The 22,410-nt window shown below is 64.2% G+C and carries 25 protein-coding genes; 8 read left to right on the top strand and 17 right to left on the bottom strand.

The annotated features are described in order from the left end of the window. Nucleotides 1-11: 11 nt before the first annotated feature. The 3 genes from BP38_RS0117370 to BP38_RS0117360 all read right to left on the bottom strand — a co-directional run bounded on the left by BP38_RS0117370 (nucleotide 12) and on the right by BP38_RS0117360 (nucleotide 2,986). A complete protein-coding gene (locus BP38_RS0117370; RefSeq protein WP_245602442.1) occupies nucleotides 12-1,319 on the bottom strand; it encodes a TRAP transporter large permease in 1,308 nt (435 codons plus the stop codon). After that, nucleotides 1,316-1,852, bottom strand: coding sequence for a TRAP transporter small permease (locus BP38_RS0117365; protein ID WP_026988768.1), 537 nt, complete (start codon nucleotides 1,850-1,852; stop codon nucleotides 1,316-1,318). The genes BP38_RS0117370 and BP38_RS0117365 overlap by 4 nt, the downstream gene beginning before the upstream one ends. 96 nt (nucleotides 1,853-1,948) lie before the next feature. Further along, complete coding sequence (locus tag BP38_RS0117360; RefSeq protein WP_051609510.1) at nucleotides 1,949-2,986, bottom strand: DctP family TRAP transporter solute-binding subunit; 1,038 nt, start codon at nucleotides 2,984-2,986, stop codon at nucleotides 1,949-1,951. A gap of 334 nt (nucleotides 2,987-3,320) precedes the next feature. On the opposite strand from BP38_RS0117360, the gene BP38_RS0117355 reads away from it, so the two are divergent. The 4 genes from BP38_RS0117355 (at nucleotide 3,321) to BP38_RS21360 (ending at nucleotide 8,621) form a co-directional block, all read left to right on the top strand. Next, the gene (locus BP38_RS0117355) at nucleotides 3,321-4,508 is read left to right on the top strand and encodes an MFS transporter (protein WP_026988766.1); all 1,188 of its coding nucleotides are present in this window, start codon (nucleotides 3,321-3,323) and stop codon (nucleotides 4,506-4,508) included. Nucleotides 4,509-4,548: 40 nt separating this feature from the next. Beyond that, complete coding sequence (locus BP38_RS0117350) at nucleotides 4,549-5,013, top strand: DUF3429 domain-containing protein (RefSeq protein WP_026988765.1); 465 nt, start codon at nucleotides 4,549-4,551, stop codon at nucleotides 5,011-5,013. Between the two features lie 50 nt (nucleotides 5,014-5,063). Next, nucleotides 5,064-7,031: an acetoacetate--CoA ligase gene (locus BP38_RS0117345; protein WP_026988764.1), complete on the top strand. Its 1,968-nt coding sequence runs from the start codon at nucleotides 5,064-5,066 to the stop codon at nucleotides 7,029-7,031. Between the two features lie 354 nt (nucleotides 7,032-7,385). Continuing rightward, nucleotides 7,386-8,621: a pyridoxal phosphate-dependent aminotransferase gene (locus BP38_RS21360; RefSeq protein ID WP_081816767.1), complete on the top strand. Its 1,236-nt coding sequence runs from the start codon at nucleotides 7,386-7,388 to the stop codon at nucleotides 8,619-8,621. A gap of 2 nt (nucleotides 8,622-8,623) precedes the next feature. Here the strand turns inward: BP38_RS21360 and BP38_RS0117335 are convergent, their stop codons facing one another. Further along, nucleotides 8,624-9,664: an asparaginase gene (locus tag BP38_RS0117335; RefSeq protein WP_026988763.1), complete on the bottom strand. Its 1,041-nt coding sequence runs from the start codon at nucleotides 9,662-9,664 to the stop codon at nucleotides 8,624-8,626. Nucleotides 9,665-9,776: 112 nt separating this feature from the next. On the opposite strand from BP38_RS0117335, the gene BP38_RS21355 reads away from it, so the two are divergent. Continuing rightward, nucleotides 9,777-10,328 (top strand): RNA methyltransferase, encoded by a 552-nt coding sequence (locus BP38_RS21355; protein WP_035725786.1) that lies wholly within the window; start codon nucleotides 9,777-9,779, stop codon nucleotides 10,326-10,328. On the opposite strand, the gene BP38_RS0117325 is transcribed toward BP38_RS21355, so the two are convergent. The 3 genes from BP38_RS0117325 to BP38_RS0117315 all read right to left on the bottom strand — a co-directional run bounded on the left by BP38_RS0117325 (nucleotide 10,325) and on the right by BP38_RS0117315 (nucleotide 13,518). After that, nucleotides 10,325-12,046 (bottom strand): sensor histidine kinase, encoded by a 1,722-nt coding sequence (locus BP38_RS0117325; protein ID WP_026988762.1) that lies wholly within the window; start codon nucleotides 12,044-12,046, stop codon nucleotides 10,325-10,327. The genes BP38_RS21355 and BP38_RS0117325 overlap by 4 nt on opposite strands. A gap of 99 nt (nucleotides 12,047-12,145) precedes the next feature. After that, nucleotides 12,146-12,838 carry a ChrR family anti-sigma-E factor gene (locus BP38_RS21350; RefSeq protein ID WP_035725783.1) on the bottom strand — a complete coding sequence of 231 codons (693 nt, stop codon included), beginning with the start codon at nucleotides 12,836-12,838 and terminating at the stop codon, nucleotides 12,146-12,148. Continuing rightward, nucleotides 12,835-13,518, bottom strand: a complete 684-nt coding sequence (locus BP38_RS0117315; protein WP_245602441.1) for a sigma-70 family RNA polymerase sigma factor — start codon at nucleotides 13,516-13,518, stop codon at nucleotides 12,835-12,837. The genes BP38_RS21350 and BP38_RS0117315 overlap by 4 nt, the downstream gene beginning before the upstream one ends. 253 nt (nucleotides 13,519-13,771) lie before the next feature. Here BP38_RS0117315 and BP38_RS0117310 point away from each other — a divergent pair, with 253 nt between their 5' ends. After that, entirely contained in the window at nucleotides 13,772-14,314 is a 543-nt protein-coding gene (locus BP38_RS0117310; RefSeq protein ID WP_026988760.1) for an invasion associated locus B family protein, read from the top strand. A gap of 59 nt (nucleotides 14,315-14,373) precedes the next feature. Then, a complete protein-coding gene (gene rlmN / locus BP38_RS21345; protein ID WP_081816765.1) occupies nucleotides 14,374-15,588 on the top strand; it encodes a dual-specificity RNA methyltransferase RlmN in 1,215 nt (404 codons plus the stop codon). Between the two features lie 27 nt (nucleotides 15,589-15,615). On the opposite strand, the gene BP38_RS0117300 is transcribed toward rlmN, so the two are convergent. The 5 genes from BP38_RS0117300 to BP38_RS0117280 form a co-directional block, all read right to left on the bottom strand. Beyond that, nucleotides 15,616-16,527: a dihydrodipicolinate synthase family protein gene (locus BP38_RS0117300; RefSeq protein WP_026988759.1), complete on the bottom strand. Its 912-nt coding sequence runs from the start codon at nucleotides 16,525-16,527 to the stop codon at nucleotides 15,616-15,618. A 91-nt stretch (nucleotides 16,528-16,618) separates the two neighbouring features. Beyond that, complete coding sequence (locus tag BP38_RS0117295) at nucleotides 16,619-17,317, bottom strand: GntR family transcriptional regulator (RefSeq protein ID WP_026988758.1); 699 nt, start codon at nucleotides 17,315-17,317, stop codon at nucleotides 16,619-16,621. Nucleotides 17,318-17,408: 91 nt separating this feature from the next. Then, nucleotides 17,409-17,759, bottom strand: coding sequence for a hypothetical protein (locus BP38_RS21340; RefSeq protein ID WP_155992494.1), 351 nt, complete (start codon nucleotides 17,757-17,759; stop codon nucleotides 17,409-17,411). Nucleotides 17,760-17,866: 107 nt separating this feature from the next. Continuing rightward, on the bottom strand, nucleotides 17,867-18,121 hold the full coding sequence (locus BP38_RS0117285; RefSeq protein ID WP_035725781.1) for a hypothetical protein: 255 nt from the start codon (nucleotides 18,119-18,121) through the stop codon (nucleotides 17,867-17,869). Continuing rightward, nucleotides 18,118-19,383 carry a Y-family DNA polymerase gene (locus BP38_RS0117280; RefSeq protein WP_026988755.1) on the bottom strand — a complete coding sequence of 422 codons (1,266 nt, stop codon included), beginning with the start codon at nucleotides 19,381-19,383 and terminating at the stop codon, nucleotides 18,118-18,120. The genes BP38_RS0117285 and BP38_RS0117280 overlap by 4 nt, the downstream gene beginning before the upstream one ends. 830 nt (nucleotides 19,384-20,213) lie before the next feature. Between BP38_RS0117280 and BP38_RS0117265 the strand changes: the two genes are divergently transcribed. Next, the gene (locus BP38_RS0117265; RefSeq protein ID WP_155992493.1) at nucleotides 20,214-20,741 is read left to right on the top strand and encodes a hypothetical protein; all 528 of its coding nucleotides are present in this window, start codon (nucleotides 20,214-20,216) and stop codon (nucleotides 20,739-20,741) included. A gap of 69 nt (nucleotides 20,742-20,810) precedes the next feature. Here BP38_RS0117265 and BP38_RS21335 read toward each other — a convergent pair whose 3' ends face one another. From BP38_RS21335 to BP38_RS22760, 5 genes are read right to left on the bottom strand one after another with little or no spacing between them, the layout of a single operon-like run. Continuing rightward, nucleotides 20,811-21,002, bottom strand: coding sequence for a hypothetical protein (locus BP38_RS21335; protein WP_155992492.1), 192 nt, complete (start codon nucleotides 21,000-21,002; stop codon nucleotides 20,811-20,813). Further along, nucleotides 20,983-21,402, bottom strand: a complete 420-nt coding sequence (locus BP38_RS0117255; RefSeq protein ID WP_155992491.1) for a hypothetical protein — start codon at nucleotides 21,400-21,402, stop codon at nucleotides 20,983-20,985. Before BP38_RS0117255 ends, BP38_RS21335 begins: the two co-directional genes overlap by 20 nt. Beyond that, nucleotides 21,402-21,692, bottom strand: a complete 291-nt coding sequence (locus BP38_RS22405) for a ubiquitination-like system serine protease family protein (protein ID WP_081816764.1) — start codon at nucleotides 21,690-21,692, stop codon at nucleotides 21,402-21,404. Before BP38_RS22405 ends, BP38_RS0117255 begins: the two co-directional genes overlap by 1 nt. After that, entirely contained in the window at nucleotides 21,689-22,216 is a 528-nt protein-coding gene (locus BP38_RS21330) for a transglycosylase SLT domain-containing protein (protein WP_211250388.1), read from the bottom strand. Before BP38_RS21330 ends, BP38_RS22405 begins: the two co-directional genes overlap by 4 nt. Then, complete coding sequence (locus tag BP38_RS22760) at nucleotides 22,176-22,400, bottom strand: DUF350 domain-containing protein (RefSeq protein WP_026988752.1); 225 nt, start codon at nucleotides 22,398-22,400, stop codon at nucleotides 22,176-22,178. The genes BP38_RS21330 and BP38_RS22760 overlap by 41 nt, the downstream gene beginning before the upstream one ends. Nucleotides 22,401-22,410: the final 10 nt, after the last annotated feature.

Here is a 22,410-nt window from a genome sequence, read left to right as displayed (position 1 = left end):
GGTGGACACCCTTACCGCCCCGTGCGGAAGTCCAGGACCTCGGGCAGCCACAGGGCGATGTCGGGGAAAATGGCGACCAGCAGCAGGATGCCGGTCATCGACAGCAGCATCCAGGCCACCCATTTCATGGTGTCCTCCATGCCCACCCCGGCGATGCGCGTGGTCACCATCAGGTTGACGGCAATGGGCGGCGTGAACTGCCCGATGGCAATGTTCATGGCCATCAGGATGCCGAACCAGACGGTGTTCCATTCGAAGGCGTTCACGATGGGCATCAGCAGCGGCAGCGTGATCAGGTAGATCGAGACGCCGTCCAGCACCATGCCGGCCAGCAGCAGGAAGATCATGATCAGGCCCAGCACCACCCAGGCCTCGTCGGAAATCGACAGCAAGCCCTGGGCCGCCGCGTTGAAAACGCCCAGCGTGCTGCCCGCCCAGGCGAAGAGCCCGGCAAAGGAGATGATGATCATGACCACGGCCGTGATCTCGGCGCCGTCGGCCAGGATGCGGTAGATCTCGCGCCAGCCCAGCGTACGGTAAAGCAGGGTCCCGACCCCCAGGCCATAGACCGCCGCGACGGCCGCGGCCTCCGTCGGCGTGAACAGGCCGATGCGCAGGCCGCCCAGGATGATCACCGGCGCCAGAAGTCCCGGCAGGGCATCCATGAAACTGCGCCCGAGCGGCGGGCGCTCTTCGGCCGCCTCCGCCGAACCGAACTGGTGGCGATAACTGAGCCAGACGGCCGGCAGGATGATCGCCAGGCCGCAGAGGATGCCCGGGATGATTCCGGCGGCGAACAGGGCGCGCAGGTCGGTGCCCGGCACCATCACGGTGTAGATGATGAGCGCGATGGAGGGCGGAATGATGATGGCAGTGGAGGACGAGGCCGCGATGAGCCCGGCCGAAAAGGCCCGCGGATAACCGGCACGCGCCATGGCGGGAATCATCACCGTGGCCACTGCGGCCGCATCGGCCGGGCCCGAGCCGGACATGCCGCCCATGATCAGGCTGACCAGGACCGCCACCACGGCCAAACCGCCACGCCGCGGCCCCACCAGCGCCGAGGCGAACCGCACCAGGCGTTCAGCCACGCCCGAACGCTCGAAGGCCAGGCCGGTCAGGATGAACAGGGGAATGGCGATCAGGGGATACTTGGCAATGCCGTTATAGACATTGGTGCCGATCATCTCCAGGGAGGTCGGGCCAAGCCCCACCAGAATGCCCGCCGCACCCGACAGGCCAAGCACGACCGCGACCGGAACACCGGCCAGCAGCAGCACGAGGAAGACGCCAACCAGCAGGAACTCGGGAGCAATCACTGCGCCGCTCCTCCCGCCCGGGCCTTGCGCTCGGCGCGCAGCAGACGCAGGACGAATCCCCAGGCGCGCAGGATGACGACTATGGAAATCATCGGCGCCCAGATGGTGTAGATCCAGCGCGGATAGCCGAGGCCGGGCGAAGTTTCGCCCCACTTGAACTCGAACCAGGTCAGCAGGCCACCGTAATAGACGACCAGCGAGAACATCAGGGTGGTCGCCACCACCGAAAGCATTTCACAGAAAATGCGGCCCGCCGGAGGCAAGCGGTTCACGATGACCGTGATCCGGATGTGGCTGTTGCCGGCCGAGGCCAGGGCGGCTCCCACGAAGGTCATGAAGACCATCAGGAAGGTCGAGTATTCCTCGGTAAAGGCAAAGGAGAAATCGGTGACGTAGCGCACCAGGACGTTGGCAAAACTGATCAGGCAGATCAGCGCCATGGCCAGCGCCCCCAGGGCACGCTCCGTCGTCACGGGAATGTGCGGCGGCTCGACCGGAACCGCGGACTGACCTTCTTCCTCTACGTCACTCATACGTTTTCTTCGGCAATCATAGAGCTGTCAGCAGGCAGAAATCCTGGCCAGGAACAAGGGCGGAGGCGGCAGGAACGCCGCCTCCGCCACTCTTGATCAGCGGTTTTCGATGGCCTCTTCGGCCTTCTCCACCAGGTCCGGACCGATTTCCTGGGTCCATTCCTCGTAGACGCCGCGGGTGGCCTCAACGAAGGCGGCGCGCTCTTCGTCGCTCAGGCGGGTAACCTCGACCCCCTTCTCCTCGATGGAGTCGATCAGGGAGGTGTCCGGCGGCACCAGGCCCTCGCGGGCGACCTCGATGCCATGGGCGCCCGAATCGATCGCCGCCTGACGCACGATCTCCTGGTCTTCCTCGGTGAAGGACTCCCAGACATCGGGATTGACGGCATAGATGAGGGGATCCGCCATATAGCCCCACAGGGTGATGTAATCCTGGCCCAGCTCGTCCATACCCAACGTGGTATAGATGGTCAGCGGGTTTTCCTGCCCGTCCACGGCCCCGGTGGTGAGCGCCGGCTGGGCATCGGCCCAGCTCATCTGGGTCGGATTGGCACCCAGCGCCGTGAAGGTGTCGTTGAACAGCGGCGAGCCGACGACGCGGATCTTCAGGCCTTCCAGATCCTCCGGCGTGCGCACGGGATGCTGTGAGTTGGTCAGCTCGCGAAAGCCGTTCTCGGCCCAGGCCAGCGGCACCACGCCATTGTCCTCGAGGATCGAGAAGATCTCGTCGCCCACCTCACCCTGGGTCAGGGCGTCAATGGCCTCGTAATCCGGCATCAGGAAGGGCAGTGAGAAAAGGTTCAGCTGCTTGACCTGTGGCGACCAGTTGATGGTGGAGCCCACGGCCATGTCGATGGAACCGCGGCGCAGAGCCGTGAACTCGCGCGTCTGGTTGCCCTGCACCAGTTCAGCACCGGGATGCACCCGCATCTTGATCCGGCCATCGGTACGCTCCTCCACCAGGTCGGCCCATTCCTCGGCGGCAACACCCCAGGGAAAGGGCTCGGGCAAAACGGTGGAAACGCTGTATTCGTCCTTGTAGTCCTGGGCGGCGGCACTCTGGACCCCCACCGCAAACGCGGTGGCACCAAAGCTCATCGCCGCGGCGGCCAGTAAACTTGTCATCTTTTTCATTGTCTGCTTGTCCTCCCCAATAGAGACGTTCTTCGTTTGCGTGCACTCCAGCGACAACAGGGCCCTGGCAACGGAGACCCGAAACCGTGACAACTGCTTCGCGCGAATGCATGCACAGTCTTGTTGTTTCAGCACAGAAGCCGGAGCAACAGGATACTGTACAACGCTGGACAGTGGATGCCCCCCTCTGAGCGGCGGCAGGATAAACCGCATGCAAGCTGATGGAAAGCCCGCGCTTTCTGCCCCACCTCCCAGGTTTCCTTTGGCCCGCCTTTGACGGGCTGCTAGCTTGACCTGAAACCGCTCCCTCGGAGCACAGTGGACACCTCCGGAAATGCGCACCACCTCCAAGTGGCTTTCCCTGACAGTACTGGTCATTGCCGAAGCGGTGGGCATGAACCTCTGGTTCACCTCGGCGGCCGTCCTGCCCGACATGGCACGGGAAACGGCGCTGCCCGCCGACCGGCAGGCCCTGCTGTCCAGCGCTGTCCAGGCCGGCTTCGTGCTGGGCGCGCTGGGCCTGGCCATCACGGGTCTGGCCGACCGCTTCGACCCCCGGCGCGTTTTCTGCATTTCCGCCCTTGCCGCCGCTGTCGTCAATCTGGTCCTGCTGCTGCCGCCGCTGGGCAGCGACCTGGCCGTCGCGGGCCGCTTCCTGACGGGCGCGCTCCTGGCCGGGGTCTATCCCGTCGGCATGAAACTCGCCGTCGGCTGGGGCCTGAAGGATCGCGGGTTCCTTGTCGGCCTGCTCGTGGGCGGACTGACGCTGGGCAAGTCCCTGCCCTACCTCGCCGCTTTCCTGGGCGGGACCGACTGGCGCCTGGCAATCCTGGCGGCCTCGCTGCTGGCGGCGCTGGGCGGCCTCTTGGTCCTGATGGTCGGCCTGGGCCCGCACCACGCCACGGCCCCCCGCTTCCGTCCGTCGGCCATCGGCCTGGCCTGGAAGGACAGCCGCATTCGCCGCGCCTACATCGGTTATCTCGGACACATGTGGGAACTCTACGCCCTCTGGGCCTGGGTGGCCGCCGCAGCGGGCGCGTCCTACATGGCCCGGCTTGAACCGGCCGCAGCCGAAAGCCTTGCGAAGCTGACCGCTTTCCTGGCCATTGCCCTGGGCGGACTGGTCTGTGTCCTGGCCGGGCGGCTGGCCGACCGTTTCGGCAAAGCCGAAGTGGCCATCACGGCCCTGGCCATAAGCGGCAGCGCCGCCCTCCTCAGTGCCCTGGCCTTTGGCGGTCCGGTCTGGCTCAGCTTCCTGCTCTTCCTCATCTGGGGCCTGGCCGTAATCCCCGATTCGGCGCAGTTTTCCGCCTTGGTCGCCGACTATGCACCGCCCCAGCTCGCCGGCAGCCTGCTGGCTTTCCAGACAGCCCTCGGCTTCGGCCTGACCATTGTCACGGTGCAGGTGACACCCCTTCTGGCAAACGCCGTAGGCTGGCCGGCCACCCTTGCCCTGATGGCCATTGGCCCCATAATCGGTCTCGTGGCCATGCGACCGCTGTGCGGCAGGCCATCCAGATGATCTCCTCCCTGCTACCGGTAACTCCCATGAAGCTTGCCCAATGACCCTCGCCCAGCTTCCGCGCCCTGCCCTGGTTCTCGGCTTTGCCGGGCTGCTGCCCTTTGTCGCGGGCAGCCTTGCCGTCTGGTTCCTGCCAATGGGCTGGAACGACTATGCGCTCTTCATCCAGATGGCCTATGCGGCTGTCATACTGTCCTTCCTGGGCGCCATTCACTGGGGCCTGGCCCTTGCCGGGACAGGCACGGAGGGCAGTGACAGGGACGCGCTAACCTGGAAGCGCCTGGGCTGGTCCGTGGTGCCGGCCTTGCTGGGCTGGTTCGCCCTGGTGATGACGCCGGTGCCCGGATTGATCCTGATGATCCTCTCCTTCTTCGGCATCCTGCAGGGCGACGTCCTGGCCGTGCGCCGTGGCCAGGCCCCGGTCTGGTACATTGCGCTGCGCCGTCCGCTGACCGCCGCCGTGATCCTTTGCCTCGGGCTTTCCCTGATCCGCGTCCTGCTCTAGAGTCCGCTTCCACTGAATTCGGACAAACAGCATTGATAGACGCAGGACAGATGGCACAGGCAGACAGCGAAAACCCCCTCTGGACCCCCAGCCCGGAACAGGTCCGGCAGTCCAATATCCAGGCCTTCCTGACCTATCTGGCCGCCAACGGCGGTCCCGAACTTGCCGACAGCAAGGCGCTTTACGACTGGTCCATCGAAAACATCGAGGATTTCTGGCTGGCGATCTGGAACTTCTGCGAGGTCATCGGGGACGGCCCCGGCGAGCCGGTCCTGCGCAACGGCGACAAGATGCCCGGCGCCGAGTTCTTTCCCAATGCCAGGCTGAACTTCGCGGAAAACCTGCTGCGCCGGCGCGACGACGGTGAGGCCATGGTCTTCCGCACGGAACAGGGCGGCACGCGCCGCTTGACCTTCCGCGAAGTGCACGAGATCGTCTCGCGCCTGTCCCAGGCCCTGGCCGCCGAGGGCGTCGGGCCGGGCGACCGGGTGGCCGGCTTCCTGCCCAACATGCCGGAGACCGTGCTGGCCATGCTGGCCACGGCCAGCCTGGGTGCGGTCTGGTCCTCCTGCTCGCCGGACTTCGGGCACCAGGGCGTGTTGGACCGCTTCGGCCAGATCGAGCCCAAGGTCCTCTTCTGCCCTGACGGCTACTACTACAACGGAAAGACCCTGCCGGTGCTGGAGCGCGTGCGCGACTTCGCCGCCGAGCTTCCGACCCTCTCGCGCATCGTCGTCTGCCCCCTGATCGGCGAGAGCGGCGGCAACACCGGTCTGGACAAGGGCCGCTGGCTGGACGATTTCATGGCCCCCTACGAGGCCGGCGAGATCGCCTACGAGCGCATGCCCTTCAATGCGCCGCTCTACATCATGTTCTCCTCGGGCACCACGGGCAAACCCAAGTGCATCGTGCACGGCGCCGGCGGCACGCTGCTGCAGCACCTGAAGGAACACCAGCTGCACAGCGACATCAAGCCCGACGACCGGGTCTTCTATTTCACCACCTGCGGCTGGATGATGTGGAACTGGCAGGTCAGCGCGCTCGCCTCGAAGGCCACACTGCTGCTCTATGACGGCTCGCCCTTCCACCCGGACGGCAATGTGCTGTTCGATTATATGGAGGCCGAAAAGGGCACGCTCTTCGGAACCTCGGCCAAGTACATCGACGCGCTCAAGAAGGCCGGCCTGTCACCGCGCAAGACCCATGATCTCTCGGCCCTGCGCATGATGGCCTCGACCGGCTCGCCGCTGGTGGCCGAAAGTTTCGACTACGTCTATGACGAGGTAAAGGCCGACCTCTGCCTGGCCTCCATTTCCGGCGGCACCGACATCGTGTCCTGCTTCGTGCTGGGCGACCCGACCCAGCCGGTCTGGCGCGGCGAGATCCAGACCCGCGGCTTCGGCCTGGCGGTCCAGGTCTGGAACGAGCAGGGCCAGCCGGTGGTCGAGGAAAAGGGTGAGCTGGTCTGTGTGAAACCCTTCCCCTGCATGCCGATCTACTTCTGGAACGACCCCGACGGCGAGCGCTATCGCAAGGCCTATTTCGCCCAGTTCCCCGGCGTCTGGTGCCATGGCGACTTCGTCAAGCTGACCCGGCATGACGGCATTGTCGTCTATGGCCGTTCGGATGCGACCCTGAATCCGGGTGGCGTGCGCATCGGCACGGCGGAGATCTACCGCCAGGTGGAGAAGCTGCCGGAGGTGCTGGAATCCCTGGTGATCGGCCAGGAGTGGGACAACGACACCCGTGTCGTCCTCTTCGTGCGCCTTTCGCAAGGCGTGGACCTGGACGACGCCCTGGTCGACCGCATCCGCAAGACCGTGCGCGAAGGCGCCAGTCCGCGCCACATGCCGGCCCGGGTGGTGCAGGTGGACGACATTCCGCGCACCAAGTCGGGCAAGATCGTCGAACTGGCGGTGCGCGACATCGTGCACGGGCGCGACATCAAGAACCGCGAGGCGCTCGCCAATCCCGAGGCGCTCGAGGAATACCGTGGCCGGTCGGAACTTCAGGAATGACAACTCGTACGCCCCACGGAACGGGCGAAAGAAGGCAGGTGGCCTACCTGGCCACCTGTTCCAGGTTTCCGGCTTTTCCGCTTCAGGGGAAGGCTATGGGAAGCGTCAAGGCCGGACCGTGTGGTTCGCAAAAGCACGTGTGGATCAACTGCATGACCGGGAAGAAACGGGGGCTGATCGAGCTTGGGGAGCACCGAAATAACGTTCTTCCCTGCAACTCCACACGATTGCACTATAAGACAACTGATATGGCTTGGGTTGTGACATGCCTGTGAAGATATCCGTCTTCAGCGTCCCTTCCATGACACTCCCGCTTCACGGCCCTGGCCAACAAAACCCTGGGAGAGCCCGAACATGACCCTGCGACCTCTGTCCCCGTCCGAAGAAGAAGATTCGGGCAGTCGACCGTCCTTTGCCTTCACCGCCCCCTTGCGGCCGGAAGCGGAAAGCCTGGAAGGTTCCCTGATCCAGGAGGTATGGGAGGCCGGTTTCGGACGCGAGAACCTGATCGGTCTCTGGGTCGGTGAAGGCGACCTGCCCACGCCCGGCTTCATCTGCGAAGCCGCCATTGCCTCGTTGAGAGCCGGCAACACCTACTACACGCCGAAGCGCGGCGTGCCGGAGCTGCGGGACAGCCTGGCCAGCTACCACAACCGCCTGCTCGGCACGGCCCTCTCGGCCGAGGACGTCACCGTGACGGCCTCGGGCATGTCCTCGGTCATGCTCTGCATGCAGACGCTGGTCCGCCCCGGTGATCGGGTGGCCATCATCTCCCCCATCTGGCCCAACGTGGTCCAGGCCGTGAAGGTCGCCGGCGGCCAGCCGGTGGAAGTGGGGCTGGACGCCAAGCCCGAGGGCGGCTTCGCCCTCAACCTGCAGAAGCTGGCCCGCATTCTGGACAACGAGCGGCCCCGCGCCCTCTTCATCGCCACGCCGGGCAACCCGACCGGCTGGATGATGGAAAGCGACGAGATGCAGCAGGTGCTCTCGCTCTGCCGCGAGTACGGTATCTGGCTGCTGGCGGACGAGGTCTACCACCGCTTCACCTACGACCGGCCGGTGGCGCCCTCGTTCCTCAGCCTGGCGCGCGCCGACGATCCCGTCATCGCCATACATTCCTTCTCCAAGGCCTGGGCCATGACGGGCTGGCGCATCGGCTGGCTGGTTCATCCGGCCGAGCTGGGCGACATCTTCGGACGCCTGATCGAATACAGCACCTCCGGCGGCCAGACCTTCCTGCAGGCCGGCGCACTCACCGCCATCAACGAGGGCGAGGATTTCGTGGCCGAGATGGTGGAGCGCTGCCGTCAGGGCGGCGACATCGTCTATCAGGCCCTGTCGGACCTGGAGCGCGTGCACATCGCCCAGCCCCAGGCCGCCTTCTACAGCTTCTTCGCCATCGACGGCATGCGCGACAGCTTGGCCTTCTGCAAGGAACTGCTCGAGGAAACCGGCGTCGGCCTGGCCCCCGGCGCCGCCTTCGGCAGCTCCGGCGAAGGCTTCGTGCGCCTTTGCTTCGCCAGCTCGCCCGAGCGCATCGCTGAAGCCATGGACCGCATCCGGCCGCTACTGAAAACGGCCGCACGGTAGACTCAGAAGGGGCTGTCCTGCGCCACGCGGATCTGTCCGACCTCCTTGCCTACGACGTTCTTCACCGGCTGGAGCAAGAGGTCCGACAGCGACTCGCGGGCCGCGTCGTCCAGCAGGTTCAACCTCTCCAGCACCCGGCCGGCCAGCACCTCGGCGGCGCGGGTGGCGCCGTCATCGACCTTCAGCGCCGCACCGATGCCCATCTCCGGCACGATGATGGAAAAGACGCCTTCCGCTCCGGTCTTCACCAACACCCGGCCCTGCGTCGCCTCCATGACACGCGTGCAGAAACGCCCGCTGCCGGCCACCAGGAAGGGATGCGCGGCGATAGCCTGACAGATGCGTTCGCAGGCGGTCTGGCGTTGCTCCGGCTGGTCCACCGGATCGGCGAACTGGGCAAAGGCCAGCGCCACGTGGCTCAGCGGAATGGCGATCTGCGGGATGCCGCAGCCGTCGATGCCACGCGGCGCATCGCGCAGTTCGCAACCGCTCATCATCTCCAGGATGCCCAGGATGCGCTGCTGCACGGGATGCTCGATCCGGATATAGCCCCGGGTCGGCGCCCCCAGGTGCAGGGCAGTGGTCAGATATCCGGCATGCTTGCCCGAACAGTTGTTGTGAAGTGCCGTTGGCGTGCCATCGGCGCGCAACAGGGCCTCCGTTGCCTCCACACCCATCGGCTTGTGCGCACCGCATTCCAGGTCGGCTGCAGACAGGCCGATGCGTTTCAGCCAGGCATCCGCCACCTCCACATGGCGCGGCTCGCCGTTGTGGCTGGCACAGGCCAGTGCGATCTCTTCATCGCTGCAGCCGAAGGCGTCCGCCGCCCCGCTTTCCAACAGCGCCAGCGCCTGGAGCTGCTTGATGGCCGAGCGTGGATAGACCTGGCGCTCGATGTCCCCGGCGGACAGCAGGACCTTGCCGGCGGCATCCACCACGGCGAGCGCGGCACGGTGACGACTTTCCACCAGGTCGCCGCGCTTGACCTCGACCAGCACGGGGTTGGCAGAGGCGGCAGCGGTCTGTGAGTCGGCAGAGGACATGGATAGGCTGTTCCTTTTGCTTCGCTTCGAGGAATCGGGACGGGAGAAAACCGGGGCCCGCAGGAGAAATGGACCTTGCCGAAGGCCGCCCGACTGTGCAAGTTCCAGCCCCATGCGAGGATATTTCGGAATCGGTGTCGAACGTATCAGCAAGTCCATGAACCTCGGCAGCCTGCAACGCTCGGCCCATGCCTTTGACGCCAGTTTCTTCTTCACCGTTGCCGCCAACCTCAAGCAGCGGGAGGTCCGCCTGTCCGATACCTCGGCGGCAACGGAACACCTGCCCGTCTATCACTTCCCGGATACCGAATCCCTCACCCTGCCGCGCCACTGCCGCCTGGTGGGGATAGAGCTGACCGACGACGCCATCGATCTGCCCAGTTTCCAGCACCCCACGGCAGCTGCCTATATCCTGGGCCCGGAACGCGGAAGCCTGTCGCCGGGGATGCAGGAACGCTGCGACGTGATCGTCAAGATCCCGACCCGCTTCTGCATCAACGTCGGCCTGGCCGGGGCCCTGGTGATGTATGACCGGGTACGCAGCCTGGGCCGTTTCCCGCCACGCCCGGCCAGCAGCCTGGCACGCCCCGACCCGCTGGAAGCGCATGTCCACGGGGCCCAGAAGATTCGCAGTAAAGTGAAGAACCCTGCCGACTCCGACTAGCCGGCGGGCACCCGCTTCGCCTCCGGTTCCGCAACCGTGTTGCAGAGCTCCGACAAGGGCAGGTAGATCTCGAAGGTGGTGCCGTGGTTCGGCTGGGTGCTCACTGTAACGGCCCCCTGGTGGTCCAGGATGATGCCCAGCAGGGCCGCCAGACCAAGTCCGGTTCCTTCCCCCACCTGCTTGGTGGTGAAGTAGGGCTCGAAGATCTGCCTCAAGGTTTCCTCGTCCATGCCCGTGCCCTGATCGGTCACCCGCAGGCGTGCATGCGGGCCCGAGGCGAGCAGACCGATCCAGGTGCGATGCGCTTCGCCTGCCTGCCCGCCCTGAACCAGGCGCGTCGGCTCCTCGGCCGAACCGTAGTCCCTGAGTCCCTCGGCACGGCCACCGTCGATGCGAACTTCTGCCACGTCGAGGTTGATGCGTCCCGGTTGTCCCTTGATGGCCTGGGCCGCATTGACGCAGAGATTGGCCAGAACCTGGTGCAGCTCGATGGCATCCCCCTCGACCGGCAGCGGATGATCAGCCGTCTTCAGTTCCAGCTCCGCCGGGGCCAGGGTCACGCGCAGCCACTCCACCGTCTCGCTGGCCACCGCGCGCAGGTCCAGAACCTGGTGCGCAGAATTGCCGCTACGGGTGAAGGTCATGATCCGCCCGATCAGGGTCTGGCCCTTCTCGGCCGCCTTCAGGATGGCGTCCACATTGCTCCTGTTGGCCTCGTCCCGGGAGAGGCTGTCCTTCAACAGATCGCCATACCCCAGGATCACGCCCAGTATGTTGTTGAAGTCGTGGGCGATGCCGGCCGCCATGCGCCCAACGGCATCGCGCTTCTGGGCCTCGTGGAACAGACGATCCGCCTTCTCGCGCTGTTCCTGCTGCTGTTCCGCCTCCTCCCGGCTTTCCTTCAGCGTCCCGGCGAGAGCGTTGAGACTGTCGGCCAGCTGGCCCAGTTCGTCATCGCTTTCTATGGGAATGCGCTTCTCGAAATCGCCAGCCTGAATCCGCTCCATGCCTTCTCTCAGGCTGCCCAGACTCTGGTGCACGGACAAGAGGATGGCCCGCAGCGCGATGGTGAAGGCCACGGCCGAGCCCAGCAGGGTGACAGCCATGATGGTCTCGCGCGGTTGGCCCGTCAGGGGCGAAACATCGGGCAGGAACAACAGGTTGACCGAAAGCGAAAGGATCGGCACCAGGATTCCCACGGCGGCGATCAGGATCATCTTGCCGCCCAGGGTTGCCTGGCCCGGTGCGGCGGCAAGGCCATAATCCCGGAAGAAATGACGGCGCAGGCGCCGCACGTAGTCCTGCAGCAGGAAATAGGCCGTATAGGGCAGCAGGACACACCAGGTAACGGCACGGGAGAGCAGCAACAGCAGCATTTCGCCGCTCAGGCTGGCGTCGTGCACCAGGACGGGGGTCACCAAGAAGGCGCTGATGGAAAACAGGGCCGTCACGGCCAGTGCCCAGCGCGTCGCCCGGCTGGGCAAATGCGCCAGGGCCGACAGGGCTTCGTCCGCCCGTCCCTGCCCGGCCAGGAAGGCACCGATCGGGCGATGAATCCACCAACCACCCAGCAGGTTCAGGACCACCAGAAAGACCAGGACCTCGGGCAGGCGGTAAAGCAGGGCGCCCGGCATGCCGGCCAGCAGCACGAAGGTCACGGACAACAGCAGGTCCAGGACCGGCAGGCTCAAGAGGGCAAGGTAATAGCGCAACGTCATTGCGGGAATGCTAGCTGCCAGGAAGTGAAGAACTCATTACCGGCAGCCGCCTTTTCTAAGCCGGGCGTTTCCATCCGGCCTGTCCGGACGCAGGCGGATTCAGTAGCGGATGAAGGGGTTCAGGAAGCGCCCGAACGCCCCGGTCAACTGCAAGGGGGCATCGGTCAGCACCAGGCAGAGACAGGGATCGCCCGGCTCGGACACGGGCCGATGATCGATCTCCGCATCGGCCACCTGGATGTCACCGCGGCCATAGCGGCCGTTTTCATCCCGATAGGCGCCCTGCAGCACAAGGGTGTATTCGGTCCCCTTGTGGGTATGCCGGGGCATCTTGGTATCGGGTGCGATCCACATCAGCCGTAGGCGCCATTGCTTGCCGTCATCTTCGCCGGCGTCCAGGTCGGCCTCTTCCAGGCCGTTGATCACGCGCCGCCAGGACAGGCTGTCCAGGTCGCTGCCTATGTAGCGTCGCAAGGGCCTTGGCAGCGGGCTGTCCGCTTCGCGATCCCCCGCGCTGTCAGCCGGCGTGTCACTTGATTGCTCCTGTTGAGACTCTTCGCTCTCGCGCTCCAGTCGCGCCAGGAGATGCTGGAAACAGTCCGAACTCACGGGTTCCGGCTCCAGGTCTTCCAGCAACAGGCCGCCGATACAGTCATAGTCTTCCACATGACTGCGGCTTTCCGGGTCCAGGGCCAGGTGCGTTTCGATCATCAGAGACGCAGGCGCATTGAGCGCGCCACGCGCATAATCGAACAGCAGCTCTTCCGGTGCATGATGAACCGGCAACGTCACTCTATGTGATCCTCCTTCAGGGCCTTGCGCAGCCGTCCAAGGGCCAGGCGCAGGCGTGATTTCACCGTTCCCAGCGGCAACTCGCTTTCCAGTGCGATGGCGCCGTGGGCCTTGTCCTCGAAATAGGCCATGCGGATCAAGGCCGCCTGTTCGGGCGGCAATTGATCCAGGGCGGCCCGAATGCGTTCGCTGTCCTCGCGTGCCTCGACCCTGATGTCGGCGGACGGCTCCGCTTCCGGGTGCAGGGCCGGATCCTCGCTGTCCAGTTCTCCGCGCCGATCGCGCCTCAGCGAATCGATCCGCTTGTTTCGTGCGATGGTGAAGACCCAGGTGCTCACGCTGGCCTGGGCGGGGTCGAAGCTTGCCGCCTTGCGCCAGATCATGATCATGACTTCCTGGACCAGTTCCTCCGCCAAGCCGTCATTGGCACCCAACCGGATCAGGTAGGATTTCACGCGCGGCGCAAAGTGATCGAACAGCTCTGCGAATGCCGTCCGGTCACCATGCCCGGCAACCGCCCGAATCAGGGCGGCATGGTGGTCGCGGCGCATTTCGGCAGAGGGATCGGCAAGGGTCATGCTGCCATGAAAATCTATTCCAGCCGCCGCCGCAACCGCCGGCTTGCCCCCGTCCCGCACGCGCTCTTTCGGCCGATCCAGTATATCGAGGCTCGCTTCCATGCTGGTTTCTACGCCCGGGCGACGGGCCTGGATCAGTTGCGGCAGCACCGAAGTTGAAGATTTTTCGTTCCCGGCCGAAAAGCCGGAGAATCGAACTTGGACGGCATTTTAGGCAAGAAGGCTTGCAGGCTGGTTGAAATTTGGCTTCATTTTGGCAGAACACCGAAAGGGCTTGCGCTCGCGCGCCGAAGCATCCAAACCTTGGGTGAGAAGTGTCCTGGTATATGAAGGCCGATAGACCGGAACAGGCATCATGATGATTACTGCGAGACTACGGAACAGCATACTCACCCTAGCCGTACTGGCCCTGGCCACAGCCAGCCTTGCGACCGGTGCCGCTGCCCAGTCGGTCAAGCGAATCGGGGATTATCGGGACTGGTCGGCCTATTCCACGACGGAGAACGGCAATCCGGTTTGCTTCGTTGCCAGCGTGCCGACGAATTCGGAAGGCAACTACACGCGGCGCGGCAATGCCTTTGCTATCGTAACGCTCAGGCCCGCCGACAACCGCGATCCGGAGGTCTCCTTCATTGCCGGCTATACCTTCGAGGAGGACAGCGCCGTCGAGGTCACCCTGGACGGCAGCGAGCAGTTCCGCTTCTTCACCCAGGACGATGCCGCCTGGCTGCCCAACGAGCCCGACGCGGACGCCGAGATGATCGAGTCCATGAAGAGCGGGCTGGAAATGGTCGTCAAGGGCACCTCGAATCGCGGCACAGAGACCACGGACACCTACTCCCTGCGCGGATTTACCGCCTCGTACCAGGCCATGCAGAACAGCTGCCCGGACTCCTGACAGCTGCCCTGCAGCCGGTAGGCCTTGAATGCGGGCCAGCGGAAGCGTAGGTAGGGCCCATGAACACACAGCCTGAAACAGCTGCCCCAAGCGAAGGGGCCTCCCGGTCCCCTGCGCGAAACCAGGCGGCTGAGGCCCGACAGGAGGGCTCCGACCTGAACGCGGTGCCACGCGAGTTGATCGGCCTGCCCTACGATCAGCTGGAGGCAGCTGTTGTCGAACTGGACGAGCCGAAGTTCCGGGCCAAGCAGCTTTGGCATTGGCTCTACCATCGCGGGGCCACGGACTTCGCTCAGATGTCTTCGCTGTCCAAGACCTTCCGCGAGAAGCTGGCGCAACGCATGACGGTGGGCCGCCCCGCCGTAACATCGCATCAGGTCTCCAGCGACGGCACGCAGAAGTGGCTGTTGCGCTTTGCCGACGGCAACGAGGCCGAGATGGTCTTCATCCCCGAAGAGGACCGCGGCACGCTCTGCGTTTCCAGCCAGGTGGGCTGCACGCTGACCTGCAGCTTCTGCCACACCGGCACCCAGCGCCTGGTGCGCAATCTCAGCGCCGGCGAAGTCCTGGGACAGATCATGCTGGCCCGCGACACCCTGGACGAGTGGCCCTCGCCCAAGGAAGGCCGCCGCCTGACCAACATCGTCATGATGGGCATGGGCGAACCGCTGTATAACTACGACAACGTGGCCACGGCCCTGAAGATCGCCACCGATTCCCATGGGCTGGCCTTCTCGCGCCGGCGCATCACGCTGTCCACCTCGGGCGTCGTGCCGATGATGCAGCGCTGCGGCGAGGAGATCGGGGTCAACCTGGCGGTCTCATTGCATGCCACCGACGACGAGACACGCAACGAACTGGTCCCGCTCAACAAGAAATATCCGCTAAAGGACCTGCTGGACGCCTGCCGCAATTATCCCGGCGTTCACAACGCCCGGCGCATCACCTTCGAATACGTGATGATCGACGGCGTGAACGATTCCCTGGAAGAAGCCGAGCGCCTGGCCGAGATCCTGAAGGACATTCCGGCCAAGATTAACCTGATCCCCTTCAATCCCTGGCCGGGCACGTCCTACGAGTGCTCGTCGTGGGAAGCCATCGAGGCCTTTTCCGACCGCATGGCCGAACTCGGCTATTCCGCGCCGATCCGCATGCCGCGCGGCCGCGACATCTTCGCCGCCTGTGGCCAGTTGAAGAGCGACAGCCAGAAGAAGCGCCGCTCGCAGATCCTCAAGGAACAGAAGGAACAGGCCGCCGCCTCGGCGTCCGCCTGATCCCCCCGATTTCCCGGATTCCGAAAGTTACGCCGCCAGCTTCGGCAGGCTCGGGCGCCGTTTCAGCGCGGCATCGATCACGGCCTCCACATGGGCCCGTTCCTCGCCAACCAGCGGCAGGCGCGGTGCGCGCACATGCTCGGTGCCCAGGCCGACCTTGGTCTCGGCCAGCTTGATGTTCTGGACCAGCTTGGTCGAGACATCCAATTCCAGCAATGGCACGAACCAGCGATAGATCTCGCGCGCCTCCTCGATGCGCCCGGCCTTGAAGAGCTGATAGATGGCCACCGTTTCCGCGGGGAAGGCATCCACCAGGCCGGCGACCCAACCATCCGCACCCATCATCAGGGCTTCCAGCGCCAGGTTGTCGACCCCGCAGAAGATGCGGTAGCGATCGCCCATGGCGTTGATGATGCGCGTCACCCGGCGCACGTCGTCGGAGGATTCCTTGATGGCGACGAAGCGCTCGTTCTCGGCCAGTTCCGCGAACATCTCCACGCTGACATCCACCTTGTAGGCGACGGGATTGTTGTAGACCATGATGGGCAGTTTCGAGGCGTCCGCCACGGCCCGCAGGTGGGCCAGCGTCTCGCGAGCGTCCGAAACGTACTGCATGCCCGGCAGGACCATCAGTCCGTCGATCCCCTGGGCCTCGGCCCGGGCCGCCACGTCACAGGCCGTGCGCGTGCGCCGTTCGGAAACGGTCAGCAGGACCGGCACCCGGCCGCCGCTGACCTTCTGGGCCAGGGCCGCGATCTCCAGCTTCTCGTCGGGCTCCAGCGTGCTCGCCTCGCCCAGCGAGCCACAGACGATCAGGCCGTCCACCCCGGCATCCACCTGAGCGCGGAAGTTCTTCTCCATCTCCCCCATGTCGAGGCTTTCGTCGGCATGGAACTTTGTCGTCACGGCCGGAAAAACACCGGTCCAGTCGCTATTCATGCGTGTCTCCTCCCTGTATGAAGTTCTCTAGGGGTAGCGATTGTATACAATCAAATCAAGTGGAAAGCACCACAGCCACTGGGGGTACGGTTTACGCCTGCTCCACGCCCAGAGCCTGCTGGGACAGTTCCAGCAGATAGTCGATCAGGGCGTGGCTGGCCGCTTCGGCCGCCGCCGCTTGCCCCGCCGCAACAGCCTCGATCAGCGCACAGTGCAGCCTGGCCGCCTGCTGAAGGTGGCTGTCCACACGATGCAGGTACCAGAAGCGACGGCAATGGACATGTAGAGGGGTGGCCGCAGCCGCGGCGAAGCGATTGCGCGCGGCCTCGATCAGCAGGCCGTCGAAGTGCTTGTCCGCGCGCATGAAGGCCTCCGTGTCCTCCGCGCGCGCGGCCCGGCGCATGGCCTCGGCACAGTCCTGCATCGCCCGGCTGTGGCGCGGCAGGACACGCCTGGCGGCACTGGACACCAGCAGGCCATCCAGCACACGGCGCGTTTCCAGCAGGCTCAGGTGGTCGCCCAGGTGGATTTCGCTGATGAACAGGCCGCGGCGCGGCATCATCACCACCAGGTTGTCGCTGGCCAGCCGCTGCAGGGCCTGACGCAGCGGCGTGCGCGAAACGCCCAGGGACTGGCTCAGTTCCGTTTCCGAAACGACCTGCCCGGGCTGCAGCTGCAATGTGACGATCTGTTCCTCCAGCAGGCGATAGGCGCGCTCGGCCAGGCTTTCGGTCCTGGCGGGACCGCTCCCTTCCTGGGACTCCGTCTGGTCCATCTCCACGGCCGCCATCTTGGCCGCTCCTCCCTTGCAAAATTTCAATTCTCACAAGGTATAAGCACGATGCCGGCTAAGGGAAACAGGCAATTCGGGACGAGCGGACCTATCGGGACAGCGCCTCCAGCGCGGCACAGGCCTCTTCGCCTTTGCTGAGCATCAGCAGGTTCCCGACCTCGCAGAGCGCCACCCAGCCGGAGGGATTACCCGGCGCCACGGCTGACTCGAAGACGGCCGCATTCACGGAAGCGGCGTCCGCGTACTCATATAGCTCCACGCTCTCTCCGGCCCAGCGGCCGCTCCAACCGTCCTCCGCCCCGATCATCTGGTAGTGCTGCTGTTGATCCGGCTCGAAGCCGGCCTCCTCGGCATCATGGATCGACAACGCCCCGGCCTGAGCCACAGGACCCGCCAGAAGAACCGGCGCGGCCAGCAAACACGCTCTCACGACTTTCATGGAACCCCCTGTTCAGTAAGACTTCAACAGTCTAACGCAGGGCAAACACCAGCCAAGCCTTGCCTGCAGTCCAGAATGACTGCACCGCCGTCATAAGGGTCCAGGGATCACGCCAAGCCCCCGACGAAGCCGCTCAGGTCGTCCTGGCGCACCAGGGACAGCCGCACCCGGCCGCGGCAGCCGCGGGCCTTGCACAGCGTCTCCTGCTCCAGCTCGGCGATGGACAGGAATTCCCGCTCCGGCGACACACAGATGAGCGCACGCGTCAGGTAATGGCTATGCCCGCATTTGCGGCAGCGTGCCTCCAGCTTCTGTTCGTCGGCCAGGTCACCGACACGGATGTTCTCTTTCCAGCCGCTCACCAGAAGTCCTCCGCCGAGGGCACGCGCGTATAGCTGATCTTGCCCCCCACGTGGCCGCCCTTGGGCGGGTTCCAGTGGCCCAGGCTGACCACCGTGCCGGCATAGCGCGCGTTGAGTTCATCGATGGCCTGGCTGATGTGCTCCCAGCGCTGGCGGACCCTGTCGTCGCGCAGCAGCAGGTCGAGCTGACGCTCCCCCGCGGGCGAGAGGTCATAGAGGGTCACGCCCACGCGGAAGATCATGACGCCGCGGGGATAGGCCTTTCCCACCTGGACCCAGAGGCCGGAAAGCGCGGAGAGAATCGCCTGGTCATCGCGCACGATGGGCAGCTCTGTCTTGCCGAGCCAGGTGCCGCTGCGGGTCGACAGCCAGAGCCAGAGCCCGCCGGCATAGTAGTTTTCGCGCCGCAGGCGGCGTGCCGCCTTGGTCAGCAGCAGGCGGGAAATCTCCCGCGCGGCCGCAATCGTGCGCGACTCCGGCGGCAGGACGCGGCCGTGGCCGAACATGCCGCGCGCGGCCGGCTGGGCCTGGATGTCATAGCCGTGCAGCGCGTACCACAGGCGCTCGCCGGTCACATTGCCCCACAGCTTGCGCATCTGCTTGGGCTGCAGGGCGTAGAGCTCTTCCGTGGTAAAGACGTTCGCCCGCTGAAGACGCGCCCTCATGTTGCTGCCAACGCCCGGAATGTCGTCCAGCGGCACGGAAAACAACGGGTCCGGCATGGTATCCGGTTCCCAGATGGCAAGCCCGTCACCATAACGTCCATTGCCGTGCTTGCCTTCCTTACAGGCGATCTTCGCCAGCTGCCGATTGGCGGCAAAGCCGATGGAACAGGTGATCCAGGGCCCGATGTTGTCCCGGATCGCGGCCTTGATCCAGCGTGCCAGATCCGCCGGATCCTGCCGGTCACTCGGATCGAGGCGGCAGGTCAACTCGTCGATGGACTTCGCCGCATCGATGGGAATGACGGTCTCGATTTCCGAGAGCAGGGCATTGTGCGCCCGGCGATAGAGGTCCGGTTTCTGCGGCACCAGCACCAGGCCGGGGCATTGCCGCCGGGCCTCGCGCACCGGCATGACGTTCTTGACGCCCTGCGCCTTGGCTTCCCGTGAGCAGGCGATCACCGTCGTCCGGTCAGTGCCATCGAAGGGAACGATGCCCACGGGCCGGCCGCGCAGATGCCTGTCCGCCTGCTGCTCGACGGCGGCAAAGAAGCCGTCGAAATCCAGGTAAAGCCGCTCGATGGTCTCCGGTTTGCGCATGATGCTCTGTTCCCTGAGTGAGAACAAATAGAGAACATTCATGTACACCCAGGAGTCAAGAGCTTCTCGCCGAAGCGTTCAGTATGGCTGGCGGCCATTGCCCCCAGGTGACGGGCGCAAGGTGTATCAGAATTGGACAGTCTCATCCGGGGGCATAGGCGAAACGAGTCCAGGCGCCACAGGGATTGGCGCAAACTGCCCTAAAACAGGGGGGTTGCGTTTCAGTGATTTGATTTTATTGATAAAAAATGGTGGAGCCGAGGGGAATCGAACCCCTGACCTCTACAATGCCATTGTAGCGATAGCCCGCCCAAGGTCTTGATATACAACGATATCGCAAAACCGATTTGGGCCATTTTCGCCCATTTGTTCCCGCCTCGTTCACGGATTCGTGTTCAATTGAACACGGGAGCGCTACACACAGAGCTTAGCCGGCTTGCAAGCTGACCCTTGCGTTGACATCGTAGGGGTCGCTGGTTCAATCCCAGCCGCGCCCACCATCTCTGGTAACGAAGTGGTAACGAGAAGGCCTGGCAACGGGCCACGCTCACTCCCCCAATACCAGCTGCTCACGCGCCCCAGTCCTCCTCCCGAGGTTGGTCTTCTTCAGCGCCAGCCAGGGCGCCTCCTGGTCCGGGTGCAGGCTCACCGGCATGCGGTTATGGACTCTGCCGACCAGGTCGGCCGATGCAACTGAAAAGAAACGTCAGTCAATTGTTCATCGTTCTCGTCTTCATGGAAGGTGGCGTGGGTGCTACTAATACGGAATTGAACAACTTGCTTTCCTGGACCAAAGTTGGACTTGGCAGGTGCAGATGGAGGTCTCGTCGATGGAAATGATACTGCAAGATATACAACGGGCTCTTGATGCTGGCGCCTCTTATGCGGCTCTTGCTGCTACGGTTACACTGCCGGAGGTGTGCGGCAGATGTGAGCAGTCAGATCTATTTTCAACGAAGGGAGAGAATCGCGGCGAACGCGTATTTCAGCGGTTCGTAGAGACTTATTTGCCGGATTGGGATATAGGACTCGATGGCACTGATTTATATTACATGCGCAACGGCCTCTCTCATCGAGGGCAAACAACCCAACGAAACAAGCCACTGAGGTATGTTTTTTCTCCCCCTAATACCGATAACTTCGTGCACAATAATAAGGGGTTTGTGGACGAAGAGATGCAGACCTTACAGATCGACCTTAGGAAGTTCTGCAATGATATCTCAGACGCGGTGCGCCGCTGGGAGCAATCGAATGCGGACAACCCTATCGTTCAAGAAAACCTTGAGGATGTGCTGAAGACCAGAGAGGGAAGCTTTGGGACTGGCATTTATATTGAGGGGGCGCACTGGGTTGCATGAACTCATCCCTCGGGCAAAGCATTCGCCACCGGATGGGTCACTAAAAGACAGAGGGCAGAAACGGAGGGTCTAATCCTGCTCCTCCCGCACCACCTTGCGCACCGCCCCCAGCTTCGCCCGGCAGTCCTCCCCCGCCTCGTAGAGATCGATGATGAAGTACGCCACCTGGCGCTGGCTGTCGCCCTCGGGCGGGACCGGGCTGGGCTGACAGGTCAGCAGGCTCTCCGGCACCTCCTGCTTTTCAGTCCGGATCTCCGTCACCACGCGCTCGCTCGCGCAGCCCGTCAAGAGCACTGCGGATAGCAGGACCGGCAGGCGCATCGTCTTCTTCACTGCTCGCATTCCCTATCTCCTCACGGATCCTCGACAGGCTGCGCAGCCTTTCGGCCAGCTCGTCGCGCTCCTGCGCCAGGATCTCCTGCGTCCGCCGATGGCGCCTGGATGCTTCCTCGAAGGCTTCGACCGTGCGCCGGTTTGCCTCCACGGCCGTGTCCAAGCGTTCCTCGAGCGTCGCATTCTCCGACTGCAGGCGCTCGTTCTCCGCCCGCTCCAGCCACAGCAGGCCGCCCAGGCCCAGCACCACCACGGCGGCCGCAACGCCGAGCGCGACTTTCCAGCTCTTCAGCGCGCCCCAAGCCACACTTGCGATCGTCCCGATCATCAGCAGGATCTCCATTCACCGGCAGTCAGGAAGCCGTGCCAGCGGCAACCACCGATCTGCAGCACACTCGGTCTCAGCGTCGGCGCCTCGCGGTTTCCGTCCCACAACCATGAGGGTGACGGCTCTGGCTTGAAGGGAAGATAGCCCTCGCGACCACAGCCGCAGGGGCAGTTAAAGATCATCCCGCAGGGATCTTCCTCGCCATGACGCACTGTGAATTCGTAAGCGCCTGGCGTTACTCGGACTGCATCAATATCCTCAACGAGGAGCGCCTTGACCTTTGTCATCATCGCCGCCCCTCCAGCATCCGCCACCAGCGCTCGATGCGCCGGACGTATGTGATGGTCTCCTGGCTGTGGTGCCCGGTGACCTGGGGCAGGCAGTAGCGGATCCGCTGCCATAGCAGCGCCCCGTCGCACAGCCGTTGCGCCTTGATGATGTTCCCGGCACCGGCGTTGTAGCTGGCTTGCGCCAGCTTGTGCCGTGCCTCCTCCGGCCGCGGGCTGGACCAGATCTTGCGCAGCTTCGCCATGTAGTAGGCCCCGGCTTCGATCGCCGGGCCCGCCATGTGCGGGCTCACATTGCCATAGCCCAGCTCGGCCGCCACTTCTTGCCAGGTCCCCGGCATGAATTGCGCCAGACCCCTTGCGCCGACAGGGCTGACAGCCTCGGGATCCAGCAAGGATTCCTGATAAAGCTGCGCCTTCCAGCTGCGCCAGAATGGCCAGGCCGGCCAGTAGCGATCGACGGTGCGCTGGATCTGCGAGTCGTAGTCAGTTTTGTAGAGCGGCTGCGACCACGATGCCGATGGCAAGGAAGCGCATACCAAAGTAAAGGCCAGCGCCAATAGGATCGCTCTCGATTTTTTCATAGATGTGCGCCTTGAAATTGATCCCCAGCAAGTGGTCGAAGGCGCGCAGGGTCCCGAACAGCAGACCGAGCGCGATAGCAAGCCAGAGCAGATTCAGGCCCTGGCTGACGGCGATGACTTCACTCATGGTTTTCTCC

The sequence above is a fragment of the Fodinicurvata fenggangensis DSM 21160 genome (assembly GCF_000686045.1).
Taxonomy (GTDB): Bacteria; Pseudomonadota; Alphaproteobacteria; order Kiloniellales; family DSM-21159; genus Fodinicurvata; species Fodinicurvata fenggangensis.
Note: the sequence above shows the minus strand (reverse complement) of the source record. Positions and strands in the feature narration are given on the sequence as shown.

Coding starts and splice junctions, on each gene's coding strand:
- BP38_RS0117355 (WP_026988766.1), top strand. CDS start 3,321: ATGCGCACCACCTCCAAGTGGCTTTCCCTGACAGTACTGGTCATTGCC.
- BP38_RS0117365 (WP_026988768.1), bottom strand. CDS start 1,852: ATGAGTGACGTAGAGGAAGAAGGTCAGTCCGCGGTTCCGGTCGAGCCG.
- BP38_RS0117300 (WP_026988759.1), bottom strand. CDS start 16,527: ATGAATAGCGACTGGACCGGTGTTTTTCCGGCCGTGACGACAAAGTTC.
- BP38_RS0117310 (WP_026988760.1), top strand. CDS start 13,772: ATGATGATTACTGCGAGACTACGGAACAGCATACTCACCCTAGCCGTA.
- BP38_RS0117325 (WP_026988762.1), bottom strand. CDS start 12,046: ATGACGTTGCGCTATTACCTTGCCCTCTTGAGCCTGCCGGTCCTGGAC.
- BP38_RS21340 (WP_155992494.1), bottom strand. CDS start 17,759: ATGAAAGTCGTGAGAGCGTGTTTGCTGGCCGCGCCGGTTCTTCTGGCG.
- BP38_RS0117255 (WP_155992491.1), bottom strand. CDS start 21,402: ATGATCGGGACGATCGCAAGTGTGGCTTGGGGCGCGCTGAAGAGCTGG.
- BP38_RS22760 (WP_026988752.1), bottom strand. CDS start 22,400: ATGAGTGAAGTCATCGCCGTCAGCCAGGGCCTGAATCTGCTCTGGCTT.
- BP38_RS0117280 (WP_026988755.1), bottom strand. CDS start 19,383: ATGCGCAAACCGGAGACCATCGAGCGGCTTTACCTGGATTTCGACGGC.
- BP38_RS22405 (WP_081816764.1), bottom strand. CDS start 21,692: ATGATGACAAAGGTCAAGGCGCTCCTCGTTGAGGATATTGATGCAGTC.
- BP38_RS21360 (WP_081816767.1), top strand. CDS start 7,386: ATGACCCTGCGACCTCTGTCCCCGTCCGAAGAAGAAGATTCGGGCAGT.
- BP38_RS0117265 (WP_155992493.1), top strand. CDS start 20,214: ATGGAAATGATACTGCAAGATATACAACGGGCTCTTGATGCTGGCGCC.
- BP38_RS21355 (WP_035725786.1), top strand. CDS start 9,777: ATGCGAGGATATTTCGGAATCGGTGTCGAACGTATCAGCAAGTCCATG.
- BP38_RS0117295 (WP_026988758.1), bottom strand. CDS start 17,317: ATGGCGGCCGTGGAGATGGACCAGACGGAGTCCCAGGAAGGGAGCGGT.
- BP38_RS0117315 (WP_245602441.1), bottom strand. CDS start 13,518: ATGGAAGCGAGCCTCGATATACTGGATCGGCCGAAAGAGCGCGTGCGG.
- BP38_RS0117345 (WP_026988764.1), top strand. CDS start 5,064: ATGGCACAGGCAGACAGCGAAAACCCCCTCTGGACCCCCAGCCCGGAA.
- BP38_RS0117335 (WP_026988763.1), bottom strand. CDS start 9,664: ATGTCCTCTGCCGACTCACAGACCGCTGCCGCCTCTGCCAACCCCGTG.
- BP38_RS0117360 (WP_051609510.1), bottom strand. CDS start 2,986: ATGAAAAAGATGACAAGTTTACTGGCCGCCGCGGCGATGAGCTTTGGT.
- BP38_RS0117350 (WP_026988765.1), top strand. CDS start 4,549: ATGACCCTCGCCCAGCTTCCGCGCCCTGCCCTGGTTCTCGGCTTTGCC.
- rlmN (WP_081816765.1), top strand. CDS start 14,374: ATGAACACACAGCCTGAAACAGCTGCCCCAAGCGAAGGGGCCTCCCGG.